Source organism: Mycolicibacterium sp. TUM20985 (genome assembly GCF_030295745.1).
Taxonomy (GTDB): domain Bacteria; phylum Actinomycetota; class Actinomycetes; order Mycobacteriales; family Mycobacteriaceae; genus Mycobacterium.
In genome coordinates this window covers 5,026,276-5,046,170 of sequence record NZ_AP027291.1, presented here as the reverse complement: position 1 = coordinate 5,046,170, position 19,895 = coordinate 5,026,276, and the positions used below count along the sequence as shown (strand labels likewise).

The window sequence follows — 19,895 nt, the reverse complement described above, 5'->3', positions numbered from 1 at the left end:
CATTCACAGGTAGCGTCGGTGCGGTGAGCCGCGCGACGTTGGAGAAGAACCCCCGGGAAGTCGCGTCGATGTTCGACGGGGTGGCCCGCCGCTACGACATCACGAACACGGTGCTCTCGCTGGGACAGGACCGACTCTGGCGGAAGGCGACACGCGCCGCGCTACGGATCGGCCCCGGCGACGCGGTGCTCGATCTCGCGGCGGGTACAGCGGTGTCGACCGTCGAGTTGGCGCACTCCGGCGCGTGGTGCGTGGCGGCGGACTTCTCGGTCGGCATGCTGGCAGCGGGCGCGGAGCGCGACGTGCCGAAGGTGGCCGGTGATGCGACGCGACTGCCGTTCGCCGACGAATCGTTCGACGCGGTGACCATCAGCTTCGGCATCCGCAACGTCGTCGACCACGCGGCGGGGCTGCGTGAGCTGGCGCGTGTGACCAAGCCCGGCGGACGCCTGGTGGTATGCGAGTTCTCGACTCCCACCAACGGGCCGTTCGGCACCGTGTACAAGGAGTATCTGATGAAGGCGCTGCCCTCGGTGGCCCGCGCGGTGTCGAGCAACCCAGACGCCTACGTGTACCTCGCCGAGTCGATCCGCGCCTGGCCCGATCAGGCCGAGTTGGCCCGTCGGATCGGTGCTGCGGGATGGGGTGCGGTGCGGTGGCGCAACCTGACCGGTGGCATCGTCGCGCTGCACGCCGCCGTCAAGCCCTAAGCTCCCCCAACTCTCCCGCGAGCTCCCCCAATCTCCCGCGAGCGTGCGTGTCTGCGGACGACACGCCGCACGAAAATCGAACTCTGCGCACGCTCGCGACACGTTCCCGCGCAACGCTTCTCGGAATTTTCAGAAGTTCTGGGTGAACCGCGCGTCGACGTCGAGGCTCATTCGCTCCGGCTCCGAACCGGCGCGCGCGCATGCCGTTTGGACCAGGTCGGGCGAACTCGCGGCGAATACTCCGTAGAGCACCTCGTCGGTGGGCACGGCGAGCGTCATCAGCAGCCACACCGGTGAACCTTCGGCGCACATGTGCGCGATCGACTCGTCGAGGTCGGCCACCATGTCGTCGATCAGTTGCCGCGTCAAGTTCGGCCGATACCACTCCACCAGGTACCGGGTAGCGATCGGCGCCGCTGCACTCACACGTTCGACGGTACGGCTCATCGGGCAGCCGGTAATCGGGGTAAACCCTAGAGTCCACCCGACTTGAGTTTCACCGCCAGCTGCGCGCGCGATCGAATGCCGAGCTTGCGGTAGATCTGCGTCAGGTTCGCCTCGACGGTCTTCAGGCTGATGAAGAGGTTCGACGCGATGTCACGGTTGGTCATCCCCGACGTCGCCAGCTCGGCGATCCGCTGCTCGGTGATCGTCAACGTCCCCTTCTGCGGCGTCGCCACCTTGGTCCGATCCAGTTCGGCGCGGGCGCGGTCGGCCCACAGCAGCGCGCCCATCCGTTCGAATTCGCGCAAGGCCTCACCGAAGGTATGGGCAGCCGCCTGCTTCAAGCGCTGCCTGCGCTGGAGCTGGCCCAGCAACAGCAGCGTGCGGGCCCGTTCGAACGGCATCTCCAGGCGTGCGTGTTCGTCCAGGGCGATGGTCACGGCGTGCATCGCGTCGTCGAGATCTCCCTTGGCGGCCGACCACATGGCCCGGCCTCTGGCGCCGGTGGCGAGCAACCAGGGGCGGTCGAGCCGACGACCGTCGGCCTCCAGCCTCTCGATCAGCGGCTCTGCCTCCTCGAGCCGGCTGGCATTGATCAACAGCTCGATGGCGTCGGGGACGAATTCAAGGTTCCTGATCTCGTTGCCTGGCAGCTGGTCGAACGCGGCGATGAGGGGCTCGAGAACGGTCAGCGCCTCGGCGTGGTTGCCCAGTGAGAGCTCGAGGAAACCCAGGGCCATCGTGGCGCGGATGAACAGTGGAGGGGTGCTGGTATCGATCGAGATCGTAAGGGCCGCTTGGGCATCCGCGCGCGCCTCGACGGCCCTTCCCATGTAGGTGAAGACCGTGGCACGGATCGCGAGTGCGACACCGCGAAGGTTCTGAGAGTCGATGTGTTCGGCCCGCTCGATGGCTTCCTCGGCGACCAGCTCCCCCGCCGCGAAGTCCCCCCGCCACACGTCGGCCAAGGCGGTGTGCGCATCGAACATCATCACGTCACTCTCGGCGCCGCGGTCCAGGCACAGTTTGCGCACGTCGATGGCTTCCCGCCGGGCGGCGTCGAGCTGACCCGTCCACGCATGGGTGATGGCCCTGACCGCACAAGCCCGGAACTGCATGGGCACATCGGCGTCCCGGTCCTCCAGGTCCAGTGCGCGCTGCAGATTCTCTTCGTCGACACCGTCACCGCGGGTGCACTTGGCCAGCACCAGCATCGAGAGGACTTGGCTGGTCAGGGCCGGCATGGACAAGCCACGCGCATGCTCCAGCGCACCGTGGGCCTGACGGACGGCGTCGTCCAACTTGCCCAGGTACAGGTTGGCGAAGGTCGACAGCAGGAGACCTCGCACCACCAGGGCGCAGTCGCCGTCGGCGTCGCTGATGGCCCGCTCGACCAGGTCGATGGCCTCCACCAGGCTGTCGTCGTAGATGCGAATGAACGCAAGCAGGTTCAGTGCCGACGCGCGAAGTGGTCCCGGTGGCAGCTGGTCGATCGTCGGCTTGAGCAGCTGGTCGGCGCGCTGCGGCTCACCAGCTTGAAAGTGGTTCTCCGCGCACCGGATTCGGCGTGCCGGGGTGTCGCCACCGAGGTTGATGGCAAGGTCGAGCAGTTCGGCGGCAGCGGCGGGTGCGCCGCGCTCGCGCGCCGCGTCGGCTGCGGTGTCGAGCGCGAGTAGCGTCTCGGGATCCGCGCTCGACGTGGCCAGCGCCAGGTGACGTGCGCGCTTCTCGGGCTGCTCGACGATGGCGGCCAGGGTGCGGTGCATCTGCCTGCGCCGAGCGGGCCCGACGACGCTGTACACCCCGCGGGCAAGGAGAGGATGAGTAAAGCTCACGCGGTTGCCCGTGATCTGCACGATGCCGTCGGCCTCGGGCGCTTCGAGGAGTTCGACGACGCGTTCGGCCGATTGTTCGGTCACCTGAGCCAGCAGGTCGACGGTGGGTGCGCCGACGCTGGCCGCGGCCAGCAGTACCGTCTGGGTGCCCTCGCCGAACTGGTCGAGGCGGGTGCGGACGAGGTCGGCCAACGACCCCGGCAGGGCGGCGTCGGCGGTACTCGACTGGCCGTCGATGGCTCTGGCGAGCTCGAGTGCGTAGAACGGGTTACCACCCGAGAGTTCGCTGATCCGCACGATCGTGGGTCGCGAGAACGAGCGCCCGAGGCTGCTGCTGATGACCTTGCGGAGCCCGCCCAGGCTGAGCGGGCCGACGTGGACGTGGTCGACGCCGTCGAGGCGGTTCAGCTTCAACCACTCTGCGCCGTACCTCCCGCCGGTCTCCGTGCGTTCGGTGACGAGGACGCCGACGCGTCCCTTGAGTCGGCGTGTGGCGAAGGCGATCACGGCCTGGCTGGACGAGTCCAGCCACTGCACGTCGTCGACGGCGACGACCACCGGCACGTCGGCGGCGAGGCGTTCGACGAGCGAGAGGAAGGCCGATGCGACGACGCGTTCGTCGGTGACCGGCCCGCTGCCGTCGCCCTGCAACAGCACTCGGTCGATCGCGATGCGTTGAAGGCTGGGCAGGGTATCGAGGACCTCGCCGTCGACGCCTTCGAGCAGATCGGCGAGCACGGCATACGTCAGACCAGACTCGGCTTGATCGGCGCGGGCGGGCAGCACGCGGAAGCCGGCGTCGCGAGCTTCGTCGAGGACCTGCAGCCAGAGCGTGGTCTTGCCGATGCCCGCCTCGCCCTCGACGATCAGCACCGACGGACGGGTCGCCGCGGAAGCGAGAAACGCAGCCACCGCCCGCGATTCAGTACTGCGGCTCACCCCGAGCGCACCATTTCTACGTCCCCCAACGTCAATAAGCTTGTGGCGTGTTCCCCGTCGACGATCCCGGCAAACACTAGGCCGCAGGGCTGACGGAGGAGGCAATATCGGGGACCCGCCGTGACGGTGCGGTCAGCTGAACGGCGTGCGGCCGTCGATTCTGCGGGACCCCGCCCCGGCAACCCGCCAGGCCCTCGCGACCAAGTCGGCGTCCTCGTCAGTGACCAGATTGCCCATCACGCGCACGGCGATTCCCATGAGGAGGTGCGACCGCATCGCCAAGGGGCCGACGGTGGGCAGGAAGCGGGGGATCGTCAGCAGCAAGCCGAGCCGTCGCGCGACGGAGAACCCGCGGGCGTAGTGCCGGTGGAGTTCGCCGGGCCATGCGTGCGTGAGGTCGCCACTGCCCAGCATCTCGGCAGCCAGCCGACCCGTCTCGAGGCCGTAGTCGATGCCCTCGCCGTTGAGGGGGTTGACGCAGGCGGCGGCGTCACCGATCAACATCCAGTTGGGTCCCGCGACGCCGGATACGGCGCCGCCCATCGGTAGCAGCGCCGAGAGGGCGGCGCGTGGCTCGCCCGTGAAACCCCATTCCTCACGACGCAGCTGGGCGTAGTGCGACAGAAGCGGGCGCAGCGCCGTGTCGGCGGGCCGCTTCGACGTCGCGAGGGCGCCGACGCCGATGTTCACCTCACCGTTGCCCAGCGGGAAGATCCACCCGTAGCCGGGCAGTACCTCACCGGCGGGGGAGCGCAGTTCGAGGTGGGAGGTGATCCACGGCTCGCTGCTGCGCGGGGTGGCGAGGTACCCGCGGATCGCCACGCCGTAGACGGTCTCCCGGTGCCATTCGCGGCCGAGGACGCGGCCGAGGGTCGAACGGACGCCGTCGGCGACGATCAGCTCCCGGCAGCCGACCGCGGTGCCGTCATCGAGGGTCACCGACGTCACCCGTCCTGCTGAATCCTGTTCCACGTCAACGGCTTTGACGCCGAGGAGCATCTGCGCGCCGTCGTCGGCGGCGACGCGCCGGATGCGTTCGTCGAGCTCGGTCCTCGGCACGGCGCTGCCGGTGGGCGGGAACGACCGGCCGGGCCATTCGATCTCGACGTCCGCGCCGAAGCCCGACATCCGCAAGCCCCGGTTGCGGACCTTGCCGTCCAGCCACGGGCCGAGGCCGAGCAGTTCGAGTTCGGTGACCGCGCGGGGGGTAAGGCCGTCGCCGCACGCCTTGTCCCTGGGGAACTGCTGGGCGTCGATCACCAGCACGTCGCGGCCGTTGCGGGCGGCCCACGCGGCGGCGGCGGAACCAGCCGGTCCGGCGCCGATCACCACCACGTCAGCTTTTCGGCCACCCCGCGTCGCTGCGCTGCTGCCCTCCGTAACACGGTCCACGCTTCCCAGTATGTTGGAAGTATGAAGACACCAGCGACCGTGGTCGCGGGCGTGGACTTCGGTGACGCAACCTTCGCGACCAGTGTTCGTGACGGCGTGGCGCGCATCGAGGATCTGATGGCGACCGAGCTGGGCAGGGCCGACGAGTTGATGGCCGAGGCGGTTCAGCACCTCTTCCAAGCGGGCGGCAAGCGGTTCCGGCCGCTGTTCACCGTGCTGTCGGCACAGCTGGGTCCCGATCCCGATGCCTGGGAGGTCACGGTGGCCGGCGCCGTCATCGAGTCGGTGCACCTCGCAACGCTGTACCACGACGACGTGATGGACGAGGCGATGGTGCGTCGCGGCGCGGACAGTGCCAACGCGCGCTGGGGCAACAACATCGCGATCCTGGCCGGTGACTACCTGTTCGCAACTGCGTCTCGGCTGGTGGCGCAATTGGGCCCGGACGCGGTCCGCGTCATCGCCGACACCTTCGCGCAGCTCGTCACCGGGCAGATGCGGGAGACGCGCGGGGCGGCCGACGGTGTCGACTCCGTCGAGCACTACCTCAAGGTCGTCTATGAGAAGACGGCCTGCCTGATCGCGGCGTCCGGGACGTTCGGCGCAACGTTCTCCGGGGCCGACGAGCAGCAGATCCAGCGGCTCGGCCGGCTCGGCGGCATCGTCGGGACGGCGTTCCAGATCTCCGACGACATCATCGACATCGACAGCGACCCCGACGAGTCGGGCAAGGTGCCTGGCACCGATCTGCGGGAGGGTGTGCACACGCTGCCGGTGCTGTACGCGCTGCGGGACACCGGACCGGAGGCCGACCGACTGCGCGAGCTGCTCAAGGGGCCCATCGAGGACGACGCCGAGGTAGCCGAGGCGTTGGCGCTGTTGCGTTCGTCACGCGGGATCACCCGCGCCAAGGAAACTGTCGCCGGATACGCGGCCCAGGCCCGCGGTGAGCTGGACCAGTTGCCTGACGTGCCGGGACGTGTCGCGCTGGCCAACCTCATCGACTACACGATCAATCGGCACGGCTGACCGGAACCTCTGACGCCGTCTCGAGCGTTGGGTCAGCGAAGGGCTTCCTCGAGTGAGAAGTCGGCGTTGTGAGTAGGAGGGCCTCGATGACCTGGCATCCGCACGCGAACAGGCTCAAGACGTTCGTGTTGTTGGCGGTCTTCTCCGGGTTGATCGTGTTCGTGGGCGCTCTGTTTGGCCGATCGATCATGTTCCTGGCGGTGTTGTTCGCCGTCGGCATGAACGTCTGGGTCTACTTCAACAGCGACAAGCTGGCGTTGCGGGCGATGCACGCGCAGCCGGTCACCGAGGTGCAGGCCCCGGCGATGTACCGCATCGTGCGCGAGCTGGCGACGACGGCGCATCAGCCGATGCCCCGGCTCTACATCAGCGATACCCAGGCGCCGAACGCATTCGCGACGGGTCGCAATCCGCGCAATGCGGCGGTGTGCTGCACCACCGGGATCCTGGACCTCCTCGACGAGCGCGAGTTGCGCGCCGTGCTCGGCCACGAACTGTCCCACGTCTACAACCGCGACATCCTGATCTCCTGCGTGGCGGGCGCCATGGCGTCGGTGATCACCGCGCTCGCCAACCTGGCCTTCTTCGCGAGCATCTTCGGCGGAAACCGTGAAGGCGGCACCAATCCCTTTGCCTTGCTGCTGGTTTCGCTGCTCGGCCCCATCGCGGCGACGGTCATCAAGTTGGCGGTGTCACGGTCGCGGGAATTCCAGGCAGACCAGTCGGGTGCCGAGTTGACCGGCGATCCGCTGGCGTTGGCGAGCGCCCTGCGCAAGATCAGCCGAGGCGTGGAGTTGGCGCCGCTGCCCCCCGAGACGCAACTGGCGGACCAGGCGCACCTGATGATCGCCAACCCGTTCCGCTCCGGCGAGAAGATCGGCAATCTCTTCTCGACGCACCCGCCGATGGCCGAACGCATCGCGCGCCTGGAGCAGATGGCCGGCCGCGGCCCCGGGCAATACTGACCGAACCCCCCCGCCGCGAGCGTGCGTGTTTGCGGCCGACACGCCGTTTTCAAATCGGACTTCACGCACGCTCGGCGCGGCTAACGTTCTGCGGCCAACGACCGATGACCCCGGTGTGACGACTGCTTCCCGAGGTAACCGCGCGCCCATCGAACGCCCGCTCTACGCTGATTGCGTGCTGAGCAGAATCGTGATCGGCCTGGTCGCTGCGGGGGCAGCCGTGTTCGGAGTGCCCGGAGTGGCCGCCGCCGATCCAGAACCGGGGCCGCCGCCCTCGCCCCCCGCGCCCAACGTGATGGGGTACGCCCCGGTCAAGCCGTCGGAGTTCCTACTACAGGACGGGTCCGTGTACGGGTTCGCCGTGCCTGGTGACATCGCCTGCGTGATCAGCCGCGGTTCGGGCAACTACGGTTGCAGCGGGCCCATTCCCGCCGCGCCCAATGGGGCCAACGTGGTCACCGGTGGGCAGATCGGTCCGGCGGGCTTCAGCAACGCCGACCGGCCGCTCTACGTGTTCGAGACGTTGCCTCAGCGCCTGCCGGCGGGCACGAAGATCAGCTTCCGCAACGTCACGTGTGGCACCGACGGCACGACGACGGCTTGCACCAACAACTACGACGGCGGCGGGTTCGTCATCAGCCCGGCGGGCAGCTTCGTCGTCGACGCGAACAACCCGCTGATCGACCGGCCGCAGCCGGCGAACCCGTACTTCAACTGACGGGTCGCTAGAACCCCGACCCGTGCACCTCGTGACCGGGCTTCTCGGCGGCGAGGCCGCGGTAGGCGTCCTCGACGGTGGAGCCGTGATTGATGACGCCGTCCACCTCGCGGGCGATCGGCATGTTCAGTCCGTACTTCTCGGCGAACTCCATGATGACGCTCGCGGCCTTGACGCCTTCGGCGACCTGGTTCATCGCGGCGATGATCTCGTCGATCGTCTTGCCCGAACCGAGCTGTTCGCCGACGTGCCGGTTGCGGCTGCGCTGGCTGGTGCAGGTGACGATCAGGTCGCCCAGTCCGGCGAGCCCGGCGAACGTCTCCCGCTTGCCGCCCATGGCCTCACCGAGTTTGGACATCTCGTTGACGGCGCGCGCCATCACCAGCGCGCGGGTGTTCTCGCCGATGCCCAGGGCGTATCCCATGCCGACGGCGATGGCGTAGACGTTCTTGAGCGCACCCGCCATCTCGACACCGACGACGTCATCGGTGGTGTAAGTGCGAAAGCGCTTGGTGCGAAACAGGTTTCCGAGGTTGGCGGCCAGGTGCTGGTCGGGCATGGCGAGCACCGCCGCGGCGGCGTAGCCGTCGGCGACCTCGCGGGCGATGTTCGGTCCGGCCAGGATTCCGGCGGGGTGACCGGGCAGCACCTCGTCGACGATCTGGGACATCCGCATGTTGGTGCCCTGCTCGAGGCCCTTCACCAGGGACACCACGGGGACCCATGGCCGTAGCTCCTTGGCCAGTTCGGTGAGCACGCCCCGGAAGCCGTGCGACGGCACGCCCATCACGATGACGTCGGCGCATTCGGCGGCCTCGGAGAAGTCGGTGGTGGCGCGCAGCGAGTGGGCGAGCTCGACCTCGTCACCGAGGTAGCGGGAGTTGCGATGGTTCTTGGTGATGTCGTCGGCGGTCTCCTGTGAGCGCACCCACTGCAGGGTGGGCCCGCGCCTGGCGCAGATGGAGGCCACCGTGGTGCCCCACGAACCTCCACCGAGGACGACGACGTTGGGTTCCCGTTGCGCTGATGCCATGGCGATCAGGGTATGGCGACGAGCGGGCCGGGAAGGTGACTTTGCTCGTGGCCGCTGTCCTTGCGCACGTAGGAACCACGTTCTGCCCGGAGCCCGGTAGCATATTGACGCGCGCCACGGTCACACTGAGACTATGCTGTGACCCATCGCATCCGCCCCTGCAACGCGTCACCCCCGCATAGGAGTTTCAGTGAAGAGCACCCTCATCGTCGCCGGCCTCATCGGCTTCGCCAGCGCCGGCGGCTTCGCGTTGGCAGCGCCCGCATCGGCCGATTGTGCGCCGTCGTTCACCTCGATCCCCTGCACCATCGCGACCAACGTGGCGCAGGCACCGGCGACGACCATCGACGCCCTCGGCCAGGCACCGGGTCAGTTCGCGGGAGCGGTTACCGATCTGCCCAATCAGTTCGCCCAGGGCGCGCAGACGCCGCAGCAGCTCGTCGGGCAGAATTGCCCGGCTGACTCCCCGCAGGACGTCTGCGGTCTCACCGGTGCTCCCGGACAGTTCTTCGGTGCCGGCGGCGGCCTGGAGCAGATCGTGACCGCGCCGCAGACCATCGCGGGTGCGCTCGCGGCGGCCCCGGGACAGTTCGTCAGCGCCATCCAGAACGGTGGCACGGCGCCCGAGACGCCGTAACCCGTTACCTGAACTGCACAACGAGTCCGGAGACGTCTGACGTCTCCGGACTCGCTGCATTTGCGTCACGAATAGCGCCGCCCGTAGGCGGATAATGGCGAGAGCCAACCCGAGGGGTGTTCGTGTCCGTGTCGGTGTCGACGGTCGAGTCGTCAGACCCGACCTCGCTGACCACGGCTGCCTCCGAGCTCGGGTCCAGCATCGTGCGGCTCGACGCGGTGATCGCCGATCAACGGCGCGCGCTCGACGACTTGGAGTCGTCGTGGCAGGGCGAGGCATCGACAGCGGCGCTCGCCAGGGGTGAGGCCGACCTCCAGAAGCAGATCGCGCTGCGCGGACGGCTGCAGGCCCTGCAGTCGGCCTTGAACTCAGGCGGCAGCCAGCTGTCGTCGGCCAGGGATGCGGTGCTCACCGTCGTCAACGGACTGCGGGCCGTCGGTTGGCAGGTCGCCGATGACGGCACTGCGACGCCGCCGCCATGGTTTCCGTCGCACCTGGCGATCATGGCGGCGCCGTTCACGGCGATCATCAGGCGTCTGCTGGACCTGTTCGACACCATCGACCGGCAGACTGCGGCCGCCATCCGGGCAGCCACGGCGGCCGTCCCGCCGAGCGTGCCAGGAACCGCACCTGCGTCGACGGAGATCCTCCCGCCCGGCACCCCGCCGGAGGACGTCAACGCGTGGTGGACATCGCTGAGCCCGCAGCAGCGCGACCGGCTCATCGCCGAGCACCCACCGCAGTTGGGCAACCTCAACGGAGTTCCGGCAGGCGTCCGCGATCAGGTCAACCAGGCCGTCATGAACGACGACCTCTTGCGGGTCGACGACGTGGCCCAGCGCAACGGAGTGGCCACCGATGACGTGGTGAACGACCCTGCGGCATATGGACTCTCACGAGTGGACGCCACCAGGTACACGAATGCGGTGCAGGCGAAGCGGGGGCTGGACCACCAACGTGGCGGCGAGGCCGGTGACCCCAACGTGCGGCCGGTGATGCTGTGGGCGTACGACCCGACGGCCGACGGCGGGCAGGGGCGGGCGGCCATCTCGATCGGCAATCCCGACACGGCGCAGAACACCGCGGTGATCGTGCCGGGTACGGGCAGCAGTCTGCGCGACGGTTGGCTCTCCGACGGCCATGACGACGGCGGCCACCTCTACGACCAGTCCGCGCTGGGCAACCCGGACGAGGCGACCGCCGTCATCTCGTGGATGGGTTACGACGCCCCGGACAGCTTCACCGACCCCCGCATCGCCACGCCATGGTTGGCCCGCGACGGCGGAAACCTGTTGGCGGCCGATGTCAACGGTCTCTCGTCGACCCACCTCGGCACGTCCCACGCGACCGTGATCGGCCATTCCTACGGGTCGACGACGGTGGCCGACGCGTTCGCCGGCAGTGGCATGCGGGCCAACGACGCGGTGTTGATCGGTTCGCCCGGAACGGATCTCGCGAAGAGCGCGGCGGACTTTCATCTCGACGGCGGTCAGCTCTACGTCGGCGCGGCGTCCACGGACCCGGTCAGCTGGTTGGGCACCCCAGGGTCGGGCGCCACGAATTGGCTCAACCAACAGCTCGGGTCTCCGTTCGGTCCGCTGGCCGGCCTGGGCACCGACCCCGCGGGTGACGCCTACGGATCGACCCGGTTCCACGCCGAGGTGAGAAGCGCGGACGGGCTGGCCTTCACCGATCATTCGCATTACTACGACAGCGGCAGCGAGTCGCTGCGGGCGATGGTCGACGTCGCCAGCGGCAACGCCGACCGGCTCGACGATGCCGGACCCCTCGCCGAAGGGCGCCATCAGCCGCACGTATCGACCCCCGACCACGTCGACACGCCCTTCGGTCCCGTTCCGATACCGCATGTCGACATCGACGTGCCGGGATCGCCAGCGATCATCGACCGAGAGGCCGATCGACCAGGGAGCTCTGTCACCACTGATCACTCATACAGTCCCGACAACTAGGCGACTCGGGTGGCGCTCATTCGCCGCCGCCGTCGCGACGATGCTCACCCTAGGAGGCTGTTCAGCCGTGAAGCCCAACGACGTCGACCAGCCGGCCAACCCGATGTCCACCGAGCAAGCGCGCAATCAGGTCGTGGAACCGGCCAAGCAGATCGCCCGGCTAGCGGCGCTGCAGGACGCGTACGCGGCCTTCTCGTTCAGCTCGTGCAACGACCAGGGGGCCGCGCCCTACCGTGGCGTCGTCAGGTTGAACTTCACCGTCACGGCCGGGGAGAAGGTCGACGGCTACTTCGACCGGATCGCGGCGACGATGGTCGCCAATGGCTGGATCGACGGGCCGCCCGCGGGCTACGCGTCCTACGGCCGGGTGATCCACACCGCTGGCGTGGTGGGCGTGATGGCGCCCGGTCCCGCCGAGGGCTGGGCCAACGTCGAGCTGTCCGGCGAGTGCCGCAACATGGACGACCACGCGGGCGACGGCGGCTTCGACTGGAAGAAGTTCCCGCTCGACCAGTAACCGCGGCGCCGAACGTGACGCCACTGCGGCGATGCCGCGGAATTCTCACCGTGGCGTCACGTTCGGCGGCTAGCGGTAGTTGACGAACTGCACCGCGAACTCGAGGTCAGCGCCCTTCAGCAGGGACTGCACGGCCTGAAGGTCGTCGCGCTTCTTGGAGCTGACGCGTATCTCGTCGCCCTGGATCTGCGCCTTGACGCCCTTGGGGCCCTCGTCGCGGATGAGCTTGGTCACCTTCTTGGCGTCCTCGCTGCTGATGCCCTGCTTGATGCTGCCGATCACCTTGTAGGTCTTGCCCGACGGTTGCGCGTCGCCGGCGTCGAAGGCCTTCATGGAGATGTCGCGGCGGATCAGCTTCTCCTTGAAGACGTCGACCGCGGCCTTGACCCGCTCCTCGGTGGTGGAGACCAGGATGATGCCCTCCTCGCCCTGCCACTCGATGGTCGTGTCGGTCCCGCGGAAGTCGAAACGGGTGGACAACTCCTTGGCGGCCTGGTTGAGGGCGTTGTCGACCTCCTGGCGATCGACCTTGCTGACGACGTCGAAGCTTGAATCCGCCATGGACCCGCTCCTTCCTGATGTTGATGCGTTTTCGTCTTGGGACCATCCTCGTTGTACCCTGCTACTCGCACCAAACCCGGGTCCGGGATTGGTGCGGAAGATCCCGGCAGGTTGCCCGAGTGGCCAATGGGAGCGGACTGTAAATCCGTCGGCTTACGCCTACACAGGTTCGAATCCTGTACCTGCCACGCCCCAGTCAGGCCCCCTTTCGAGGGGGCCTGACTGCGTTGCGCAGCGCGCGTTCGTCCGAGCAGCTCAAGGGGAATCGTCGCCACGCTGCTGTTCCTCCGCTCCGGCTTGGTGGACACGTTGCTGGTGTTAACGACGGTCTAAACGTAGGCCAGGAGCGACGGTGAAAAGTAGGCCACGTGGTCGTGGTTTATTGTGCCGTGTTGTCGGCTCGGGCGGAGGGCAAGGTGTCTATTCCGGTGTCTTTGAGGCGGTAGCTGGATCCCTTCAGTGTGAGGACGTCGGCGTGGTGGACGATGCGGTCGATCATTGCCGCGGCGACGACCTGGTCGCCGAACACATCACCCCAGCGGGCGAACGGCAGGTTCGAGGTCAAGATCAGCGAGGCATGTTCGTAGCGGCTGGAGACCAGCTGGAAGAACAGGTTCGCGGCGTCCTGCTCGAATGGGATGTAGCCGACTTCGTCGACGACGAGCAGTCCGATGCGCCGCAGCTTGGCCAACTCGGCGGGCAAGCGACCCGCGTTGTGGGCGGCTTTGAGGCGGGCGACCCAGTCCACTGCGGTGGCGAACGCGATCCGGTGCCCGGTCTGGGCGGCTTTGATGGCCAGGCCGGTCGCGAGGTGAGTCTTGCCGGTGCCCGGCGGGCCGAGGAGCACTACGTTGCGGGCCTTGGCCAGAAAGACACCGGTACCGAGGTGGGCGATCATGTCACGGTTGAGAGCAGGTTGGTGATCGAAGTTGAAGTCCTCCAGTGACTTACGCGTCGGGAACCCTGCTGAGCGGATACGGGTCGCTGCACCGGAGGCTTCGCGGGCGGCGACTTCACGGGACAGCACCGCAGCGAGATACTCCTCATGACTCCAGCTGGCTTCACGGGCTTGCTCGGCCAACCGGGCTGCCGCATCCCTGATTCGTGGCGCCTTCAGCGCTTGCGCGTAGTGCAAGATGTCCTTGATCGGATCCTCCGCCATCTCAGGCCACCTCCCCGTCGAATCCGGTTGCACTGCTGGTGAAGTCGACACCGAAGGCACGGTCGTACTCGGCCAAGTCCCGCGCCAGATGCTCGCCTGCCAGTGGAGCCGGGCCCGTCTGGAATTGGCGGCGCATCGCCGCGGCGGTCGCGACGTGGGCCGGGTCGGTCAGGGTTTGACGTGCCGCCCAGCAGCGGTCATGAGCCGCCAGCAGATGCCCGGATCGGCTCACCGTCACCTGGGCCAGGGTGGTGCGAACGTCGACGAGTTGACCGATCGCCGTCGGATCCACCGAGTAGTCATTGCCGGCCACCCGGACGTAGTAGTCCCGTCCCAGCCGTTGGTGCGCCACGGTGTCGATCACCGGAGGCACGGGTGGCAGGACCAGCATCTGAGCTCGATCACGATCCAGGAAATCAACGGGACGCCCGTCGAGGACACGCACATGACGACTGTTGGCGGTCGGAAGCCATTGCCCCAGTTGACTATTGAAGTCGTGCGGGGAGTCGAAGCTGCGTCCGGGCAGGAACGAGGTCTCCAGGTAGCGGTTGGCTCGTTCCACCATTCCCTTCGATTCGGGGTCATAGGGTTTGAGTTGCACCATCCGCGATCCCAGCGTGCCCATCAACGCAGTCACCGGATCGGCCAACCGGCCCCGACGTCCGATCCCGGCTTCGTTGTCCCACCACAACTCGTGCGGCACCGCGGCGAAGCTGCTCGCCAGCAGCTGCCACATCCCGGCCACCAGATCCATCGTTTGGCGCGACGGCAGCATCACCGCGGCGATGAACCTTGAGAACGCCGCCACCATCACCAAGACCGGCAGCATCGCCTCCTGACCGAACCCCACCGCGATCTTGGGCGCCGGGAACCACAGATCGCACTGCGCCACCCGACCGGGCGGATGCTCGAGGCGATCCACCGGATCAGCGGGCAGGTACTCCGGGCGAACCGCCCGGACCCGCTCCCGAAACCACGAGATCGAACCCGTCCACCCAATCCGCTCCGCGATCACCGTCGCCGGCATCCCGGGATAGGCCGACAACAAAGCCCGAATCCGTGGCTCCACGGTATCGATCGCCGGCGTCACCGCCCGCCGCTCATATTTCGGTGGGACGTCGCTGGCCAACGCCCCAGCCACAGTGTCGCGCGCAATACCCATCTGCCGTGCGATAGCCCGCTGCGACAGACCCTCGCTGCGGTGAAGATGCCGAATCAAGGCCCAATCTTCCAAGGAGATCACCCATCCAATCTGTATGGGTGGCCTACTTTTCACCGTCGCGACTGGCCTAGATTTCAACCGTCGTCAACAGCTGGCGCAGTTGACCAACGGAGCGCTGTCGATATCGGAAGCCGAAGCTTGACGTCGGCGGCCCCTCTGACCATCCCCATTCGCGTGCAGCATCAAGTAGGTACCGTCCGGTGGTCCGTAAGTGGCTGCTCGCAACGTGTTTCAGGCGAGTGCTTACCCGGCGGATAGTAAACCCTTCCCTCTCAGAAGAAGAAGTCTGGCTTCTGGGCGATTACCGGGGCATCTCAAATTCGGCAGCATTCCTTCTCAACAACCCACAGAGAAGGAAATCCCAGAATGACTGAATCGACCCGCAAGCTGACCGGCTTCAAATACGCAATGACCCTCATCGGCGCCCTGGCTGTTGTTGCCTTGGCCCCGGCCACCGCCCACGCGCAGCCCATCAACCACAACGATGGCGGTGGCTGCCACTACACGGACAAGGACGGTTACGACATCCCGATCGACGAGGGCCAGAGCGTCATCGTCGACGGCAAGACTGTGACCTGCAGCGGTGGATCGATCGTCGTCGCGTCTGCGCCGGCGAGCTCTGGCGGAAACGTCAAGCCGAACAGTCCGACGAAGATCGCTATTCTCACCAACCTGCCGCGCGCGGCGGCAACCCGCTGATTCCTGCACCAGTCACCTTTCGGCCCGTCACCAGGGGAGTGGTGGCGGGCCGACGACTGTGTCGGACAAATAGTTCGGGCCGAAGAATTGAACCGGCGGCCCTCCGGAGGGCGTAATAGGAGGAGTGTCGGTAGCTTCCTGGCCAACATTGGCCCGGCCCAAAACCTAGAGCTGTGACGTCAACCAGTCCAGAATGTGACTACCAGCTTCGGGGCGACGACTGGATTTGCAGGGGGCGGCTAACGCAGATCCGACGTCGAGGAGTTCACGCTCGGTACTTTTGGAGATCGCGGATCAGCCGCCTCATATCGGAGGACTATCAGGGATATGGCCGGAGAACGCGCGGAGGGTGCGAAATCCCCGGGTGGGGGCAGGATCGTTGCTGAGTTGGTAGCCGCCGGATTCGTGGACGCCGTCGAGGTTGGGCGGGGCGGCGCCGGGATTGTTTACCGCTGCCACCAAACGTCACTCGCGCGAAGCGTCGCCATCAAGGTGTTGATGTCTGATCTCGACCAGGACAACCGGGAACGTTTTCTGCGTGAGGGCTTGGCGATGGGGAAGCTTTCCGGCCACCCGAACATCGAGAACATCCTGCAGGTTGGCATGACCGAAAGTAACCGGCCGTACATCGTGATGCCGTACCACCACGCGGGTTCCCTGGAGCAGCGGCTACACCGCGTTGGCCGGATCGCGTGGCCTGACGCATTGCGAATCGCGGTGAAGTTGTGCGGGGCGTTGGAAACCGCCCACCGGACAGGCACTTTGCACCGCGATATCAAGCCCGGGAACGTGCTCGTCAACGATTACGGCGAACCGCAATTGAGCGACTTCGGCATTGCGCGAATCAGCGGTGGATACGAAACCGCGACGGGGTTCTTCACCGGCACCATCGCCTTCACCGCGCCCGAAGTACTGGCCGGAAGTTCGCCGACGGCCGTGTCCGACGTGTATTCCCTTGGCGCCACTCTCTACGCCCTCATCGCCGGGACTGCCGCGCACGAGCGCAAGAGCGACGAGGATCTCATCGCGCACTACCTTCGGATCAGTTCGACGCCCGTGCCGGACCTGCGTCCTCAGGGAATCCCGGCCAATGTGTGCGCCGCGATCGAGAAGGCGATGTCGCTGGATCCGGCGGAACGGTACGCGTCCGCGGCGGACTTCGGCCGCGAACTTCAGTCGGCGCAGCGGCACAACGGGTTGACAGCGGATTCGATGATCTTCAGTGGGACCACTGGTGAGTCAGGACCGACAGACGGTGGGCCAGGACAGACAGAAGCCACGCCAGCAATGCCGTTTGCGACCGTCGGGCAGACTGATCTGTCTGAAGCGGCTTCCATCGGGCTGGGCGGGCCGCCTGGGCCAACGCCGCCTACGCCGGTTTCGAATCTGCCAAGCCCGACTGGGCCGATCTCGCCAGTCCCGGGTGGGCCAATCCCATTAGGCGCGCAGGAGCCGCCGAGCCCGGAGACCGACGGGCCAGCCGTCAGCACAGGAAAGACGCGGAATCGCAGACCGCTGCTGTTCGCCGCTGCAGCGGCTGTCGTGGCGTTGTTGTTGGTGGTAAGCGGTATCTATTTCATTCCATCGCAAGACGATGGCAACGGCGGAAGCGCTCGAGGCGCGAGCCCACCCACGACGAGCCCACCAACGACTGTGACTCAGGCCGGATGGAAACCGATCACGAATGCCCGCGTTGCCCGCGCGGCGGCGGCGACAACTCAGGCCGACGGCACCATCTGGACTTTCGGTGGGTTGGAAAGCGATGGAAGCGTCAGCGGACGGCACGAAGGCTATGACCCTGCCATCGACAGCTGGAAGGGCGGCGACGATCTACCCGTTCCGGTTCAGCATGCGATGTCGGTGACGTGGGAAGGAACCCCGGTCGTGCTGGGGGGTTGGCGGGCCGAGGGCGCTAACACGCAGATTGCGACTGACAAGGTCTGGCGGGTCGTCAACGGTCGCTGGGTGGAGCTGCCGCCCTTGTTGCAGCCCCGCGCGGCGGGCGCGGCGGCGGTGGTCGGGGGCCGCCTCGTGGTCACCGGCGGTGTGGGTGCCAACGGCAGGCTGCTCAACACCACGGAGGTCTTCGACGGCGCTACCTGGAAGCTTGGAGCCGAAATACCAACGCCGCGAAGGATGTTGGGCGCAGCGTCGGATGATGAGGTGCTCTACGCCGTCGGCGGCACCGACGGGACCGCTGAGTTGGCGACGGTCGAGGCATACGACCCCGTGGTCGACTCCTGGGCGTCCTTGCCCGGCCTTCCCCAATCGCGAAGCGACCTCGGCCTCGCCATCGCCGACGCGCGGCTGGTGGCAGTCGGTGGGCTGTCCGCCGGGCAGGTACTCAAGACCGTTTCGGTCATGGATCTTTCCGCGAAGACGTGGGCCGGTCTGCCGGACATGAGCACCGCGCGTCACGGGATGGCCGTCGCCGCGGTGGAGAAATCGGTGTATGTGATCGGCGGGGCGACCGACGCCGGCGACTCCCAGGTGACGTCGACGGCGGAAACGCTGAAGCTCGCACCGCGCAAGCTCCAACCTGCGTCGGCCTGGCGGTCGCTGCCGGACGCGCCGACCCCCAGGCTGATGATGGCGTGGACGGTGCTCGATGACAAGATCTGGATCGCCGGCGGCATGAGTCATGGAGACATGCTCCAGATGGTGCAGAGCTACGACCCGCAGACCAGAGCGTGGCAGGCTCAACCTCCGCTGCCGGTCCCATTGCACCACGCGACCGCGACGACGTACCGGGGCGAGATGGTGGTCATCGGGGGCGCCACCGACGAACTCGCGAACGCGTCGAACAAGGTCTACGCCTTGCGCGGTAGCAATTGGGTGGAGCTACCCAGCCTCACCCACGCCAGAGCGGCCGCCGCCGCAGCGGTCGTCGGGGACGAGCTCGTGGTCGTCGGCGGTCAAAACGAGAAGGAGCTCGTACCACAGACCGAGGTGTTCGACGGCCAGTCCTGGAAGGACGTGGCCGACTTGCCGACGCCGCGAGAACACCTGGCCGCCGTGTCCGATGGGACGTACCTGTACACCCTCGGCGGACGATTCCTCTCCGCCGACAAGAACTCCGCGGCGTTCGAGCGCTTTGATCCACAATCCGGGCAGTGGACGAAGCTGGTGGACATGCCGACTCCGCGCGGCAGCTATGGAGCCACCGTCGTCGATGGCCGGATCGTCGCCCTCGGTGGCGAGGAACCGACACAGGTACTCGCCACGGCAGAGATGTACGACATCGCCGAGGCCAAATGGATCTCACTGCCGCCGTTGCCGACTGCGCGCCACGGCGAAGTGGTCGCCTCCGTCGGCAACACCGTCTATTGCATCGGCGGGGCGGACCGGCCGACGCACGAAGGCGCTGTCGCGACGGTCGAGGCCCTAGATTTCTCCTAAGCCTTCTCCTGACGCCTGCGACGCCAGTGCACTCACTCGTCGTGAGTGTTGCTGTCGCGCAGCATGGTCAGGGTGACAGCCCCGCGCCGGATGGCCTCGTTGGCCAGCCGCACCCGGCGCTCGCCCTCGGGTGCGATGGTGAACTTGTCGTACAGGTTTTGCAAATGTTGTTTGACGGCTGCCTCGCTAACGAACAGCTCCTGAGCCATCTGTCGAACGGATACCGCCTCAGGGAAGGGGTCACCCGACACCAGCGGGCGACACAGAACCACCAGGACCTCGAGTTCGCGCGGGGTCAGGCGCGGAGGTGGCTGGGTAGGGGCGACGGAGACCGTTTCTTGACCAGCTGTTGCCTCCTCGCCTTCCCTTACGTCCCAGAAGACCAACCGTGTCTTGCCGACCCGCAACTCGTCTCCGGAGCGCAGTATTCGTTCGGCAGAGATCTTCTCCCCGTTGAGATAAGTGCCGTTGCGGCTACCCACGTCCCGGATCGACCAGGCAAACCCGAGACGTTCCAACACGGCGTGCACGCGTGAGACGGTCGAATCGTGATCGAGCGACACGAGATTCGTCGTGGACTTGCCGACGGTCACGCGGTCGGCGCCGAGTGGCATCAGCTGCCGTCCGGAAGGTTTCCAGATTTCCAGGTGGGAAGGCATGTCG

General features: G+C 67.0%; 17 protein-coding genes and 1 tRNA gene. 10 read left to right on the top strand and 8 right to left on the bottom strand.

Features of this window, described 5'->3' with window-relative positions; translation table 11 throughout:
- Window positions 1-23 precede the first annotated feature (23 nt).
- Complete coding sequence (locus QUE68_RS24680) at window positions 24-710, top strand: demethylmenaquinone methyltransferase (protein WP_284228995.1); 687 nt, start codon at window positions 24-26, stop codon at window positions 708-710.
- A 129-nt stretch (window positions 711-839) separates the two neighbouring features.
- Here the strand turns inward: QUE68_RS24680 and QUE68_RS24675 are convergent, their stop codons facing one another.
- From QUE68_RS24675 to menJ, 3 genes are all read right to left on the bottom strand, one after another.
- On the bottom strand, window positions 840-1,136 hold the full coding sequence (locus QUE68_RS24675) for a hypothetical protein (protein WP_284228993.1): 297 nt from the start codon (window positions 1,134-1,136) through the stop codon (window positions 840-842).
- A 47-nt stretch (window positions 1,137-1,183) separates the two neighbouring features.
- Window positions 1,184-3,928, bottom strand: coding sequence for a helix-turn-helix transcriptional regulator (locus QUE68_RS24670; RefSeq protein ID WP_284228991.1), 2,745 nt, complete (start codon window positions 3,926-3,928; stop codon window positions 1,184-1,186).
- 132 nt (window positions 3,929-4,060) lie between these two features.
- Complete coding sequence (gene menJ, locus QUE68_RS24665; RefSeq protein WP_284228990.1) at window positions 4,061-5,320, bottom strand: menaquinone reductase; 1,260 nt, start codon at window positions 5,318-5,320, stop codon at window positions 4,061-4,063.
- A gap of 21 nt (window positions 5,321-5,341) precedes the next feature.
- Between menJ and grcC1 the strand changes: the two genes are divergently transcribed.
- The 3 genes from grcC1 (at window position 5,342) to QUE68_RS24650 (ending at window position 8,032) form a co-directional block, all read left to right on the top strand.
- A complete protein-coding gene (gene grcC1 / locus QUE68_RS24660; RefSeq protein WP_284228989.1) occupies window positions 5,342-6,349 on the top strand; it encodes a nonaprenyl/(2E,6E)-farnesyl/geranylgeranyl diphosphat synthase in 1,008 nt (335 codons plus the stop codon).
- Between the two features lie 86 nt (window positions 6,350-6,435).
- A complete protein-coding gene (gene htpX, locus QUE68_RS24655) occupies window positions 6,436-7,314 on the top strand; it encodes a zinc metalloprotease HtpX (RefSeq protein ID WP_284228988.1) in 879 nt (292 codons plus the stop codon).
- A gap of 175 nt (window positions 7,315-7,489) precedes the next feature.
- Window positions 7,490-8,032 (top strand): hypothetical protein, encoded by a 543-nt coding sequence (locus QUE68_RS24650; RefSeq protein WP_284228987.1) that lies wholly within the window; start codon window positions 7,490-7,492, stop codon window positions 8,030-8,032.
- 7 nt (window positions 8,033-8,039) lie between these two features.
- On the opposite strand, the gene QUE68_RS24645 is transcribed toward QUE68_RS24650, so the two are convergent.
- The gene (locus QUE68_RS24645) at window positions 8,040-9,065 is read right to left on the bottom strand and encodes an NAD(P)H-dependent glycerol-3-phosphate dehydrogenase (RefSeq protein WP_284228985.1); all 1,026 of its coding nucleotides are present in this window, start codon (window positions 9,063-9,065) and stop codon (window positions 8,040-8,042) included.
- A 190-nt stretch (window positions 9,066-9,255) separates the two neighbouring features.
- On the opposite strand from QUE68_RS24645, the gene QUE68_RS24640 reads away from it, so the two are divergent.
- The 3 genes from QUE68_RS24640 to QUE68_RS24630 all read left to right on the top strand — a co-directional run bounded on the left by QUE68_RS24640 (window position 9,256) and on the right by QUE68_RS24630 (window position 12,189).
- Window positions 9,256-9,702, top strand: coding sequence for a hypothetical protein (locus QUE68_RS24640; RefSeq protein WP_284228982.1), 447 nt, complete (start codon window positions 9,256-9,258; stop codon window positions 9,700-9,702).
- Window positions 9,703-9,824: 122 nt separating this feature from the next.
- Window positions 9,825-11,672, top strand: a complete 1,848-nt coding sequence (locus tag QUE68_RS24635) for an alpha/beta hydrolase (protein WP_284228980.1) — start codon at window positions 9,825-9,827, stop codon at window positions 11,670-11,672.
- Window positions 11,673-11,739: 67 nt separating this feature from the next.
- The gene (locus QUE68_RS24630; RefSeq protein ID WP_284228979.1) at window positions 11,740-12,189 is read left to right on the top strand and encodes a hypothetical protein; all 450 of its coding nucleotides are present in this window, start codon (window positions 11,740-11,742) and stop codon (window positions 12,187-12,189) included.
- Window positions 12,190-12,258: 69 nt separating this feature from the next.
- Here QUE68_RS24630 and QUE68_RS24625 read toward each other — a convergent pair whose 3' ends face one another.
- A complete protein-coding gene (locus QUE68_RS24625; RefSeq protein WP_284228978.1) occupies window positions 12,259-12,750 on the bottom strand; it encodes a YajQ family cyclic di-GMP-binding protein in 492 nt (163 codons plus the stop codon).
- A gap of 105 nt (window positions 12,751-12,855) precedes the next feature.
- Here QUE68_RS24625 and QUE68_RS24620 point away from each other — a divergent pair.
- Window positions 12,856-12,938, top strand: a tRNA-Tyr gene (locus tag QUE68_RS24620).
- 191 nt (window positions 12,939-13,129) lie between these two features.
- On the opposite strand, the gene istB is transcribed toward QUE68_RS24620, so the two are convergent.
- Together istB and istA are read right to left on the bottom strand one after the other, a co-directional pair.
- Entirely contained in the window at window positions 13,130-13,912 is a 783-nt protein-coding gene (gene istB / locus QUE68_RS24615; RefSeq protein WP_286274579.1) for an IS21-like element helper ATPase IstB, read from the bottom strand.
- Between the two features lies 1 nt (window position 13,913).
- A complete protein-coding gene (istA, locus tag QUE68_RS24610; protein WP_284226727.1) occupies window positions 13,914-15,155 on the bottom strand; it encodes an IS21 family transposase in 1,242 nt (413 codons plus the stop codon).
- Between the two features lie 345 nt (window positions 15,156-15,500).
- Between istA and QUE68_RS24605 the strand changes: the two genes are divergently transcribed.
- Together QUE68_RS24605 and QUE68_RS24600 are read left to right on the top strand one after the other, a co-directional pair.
- The gene (locus tag QUE68_RS24605) at window positions 15,501-15,833 is read left to right on the top strand and encodes a hypothetical protein (RefSeq protein WP_284228975.1); all 333 of its coding nucleotides are present in this window, start codon (window positions 15,501-15,503) and stop codon (window positions 15,831-15,833) included.
- A 327-nt stretch (window positions 15,834-16,160) separates the two neighbouring features.
- A complete protein-coding gene (locus QUE68_RS24600) occupies window positions 16,161-19,232 on the top strand; it encodes a serine/threonine-protein kinase (RefSeq protein ID WP_284228973.1) in 3,072 nt (1,023 codons plus the stop codon).
- 32 nt (window positions 19,233-19,264) lie between these two features.
- On the opposite strand, the gene QUE68_RS24595 is transcribed toward QUE68_RS24600, so the two are convergent.
- Entirely contained in the window at window positions 19,265-19,891 is a 627-nt protein-coding gene (locus tag QUE68_RS24595; RefSeq protein WP_284228971.1) for an FHA domain-containing protein, read from the bottom strand.
- Window positions 19,892-19,895 lie beyond the last annotated feature (4 nt).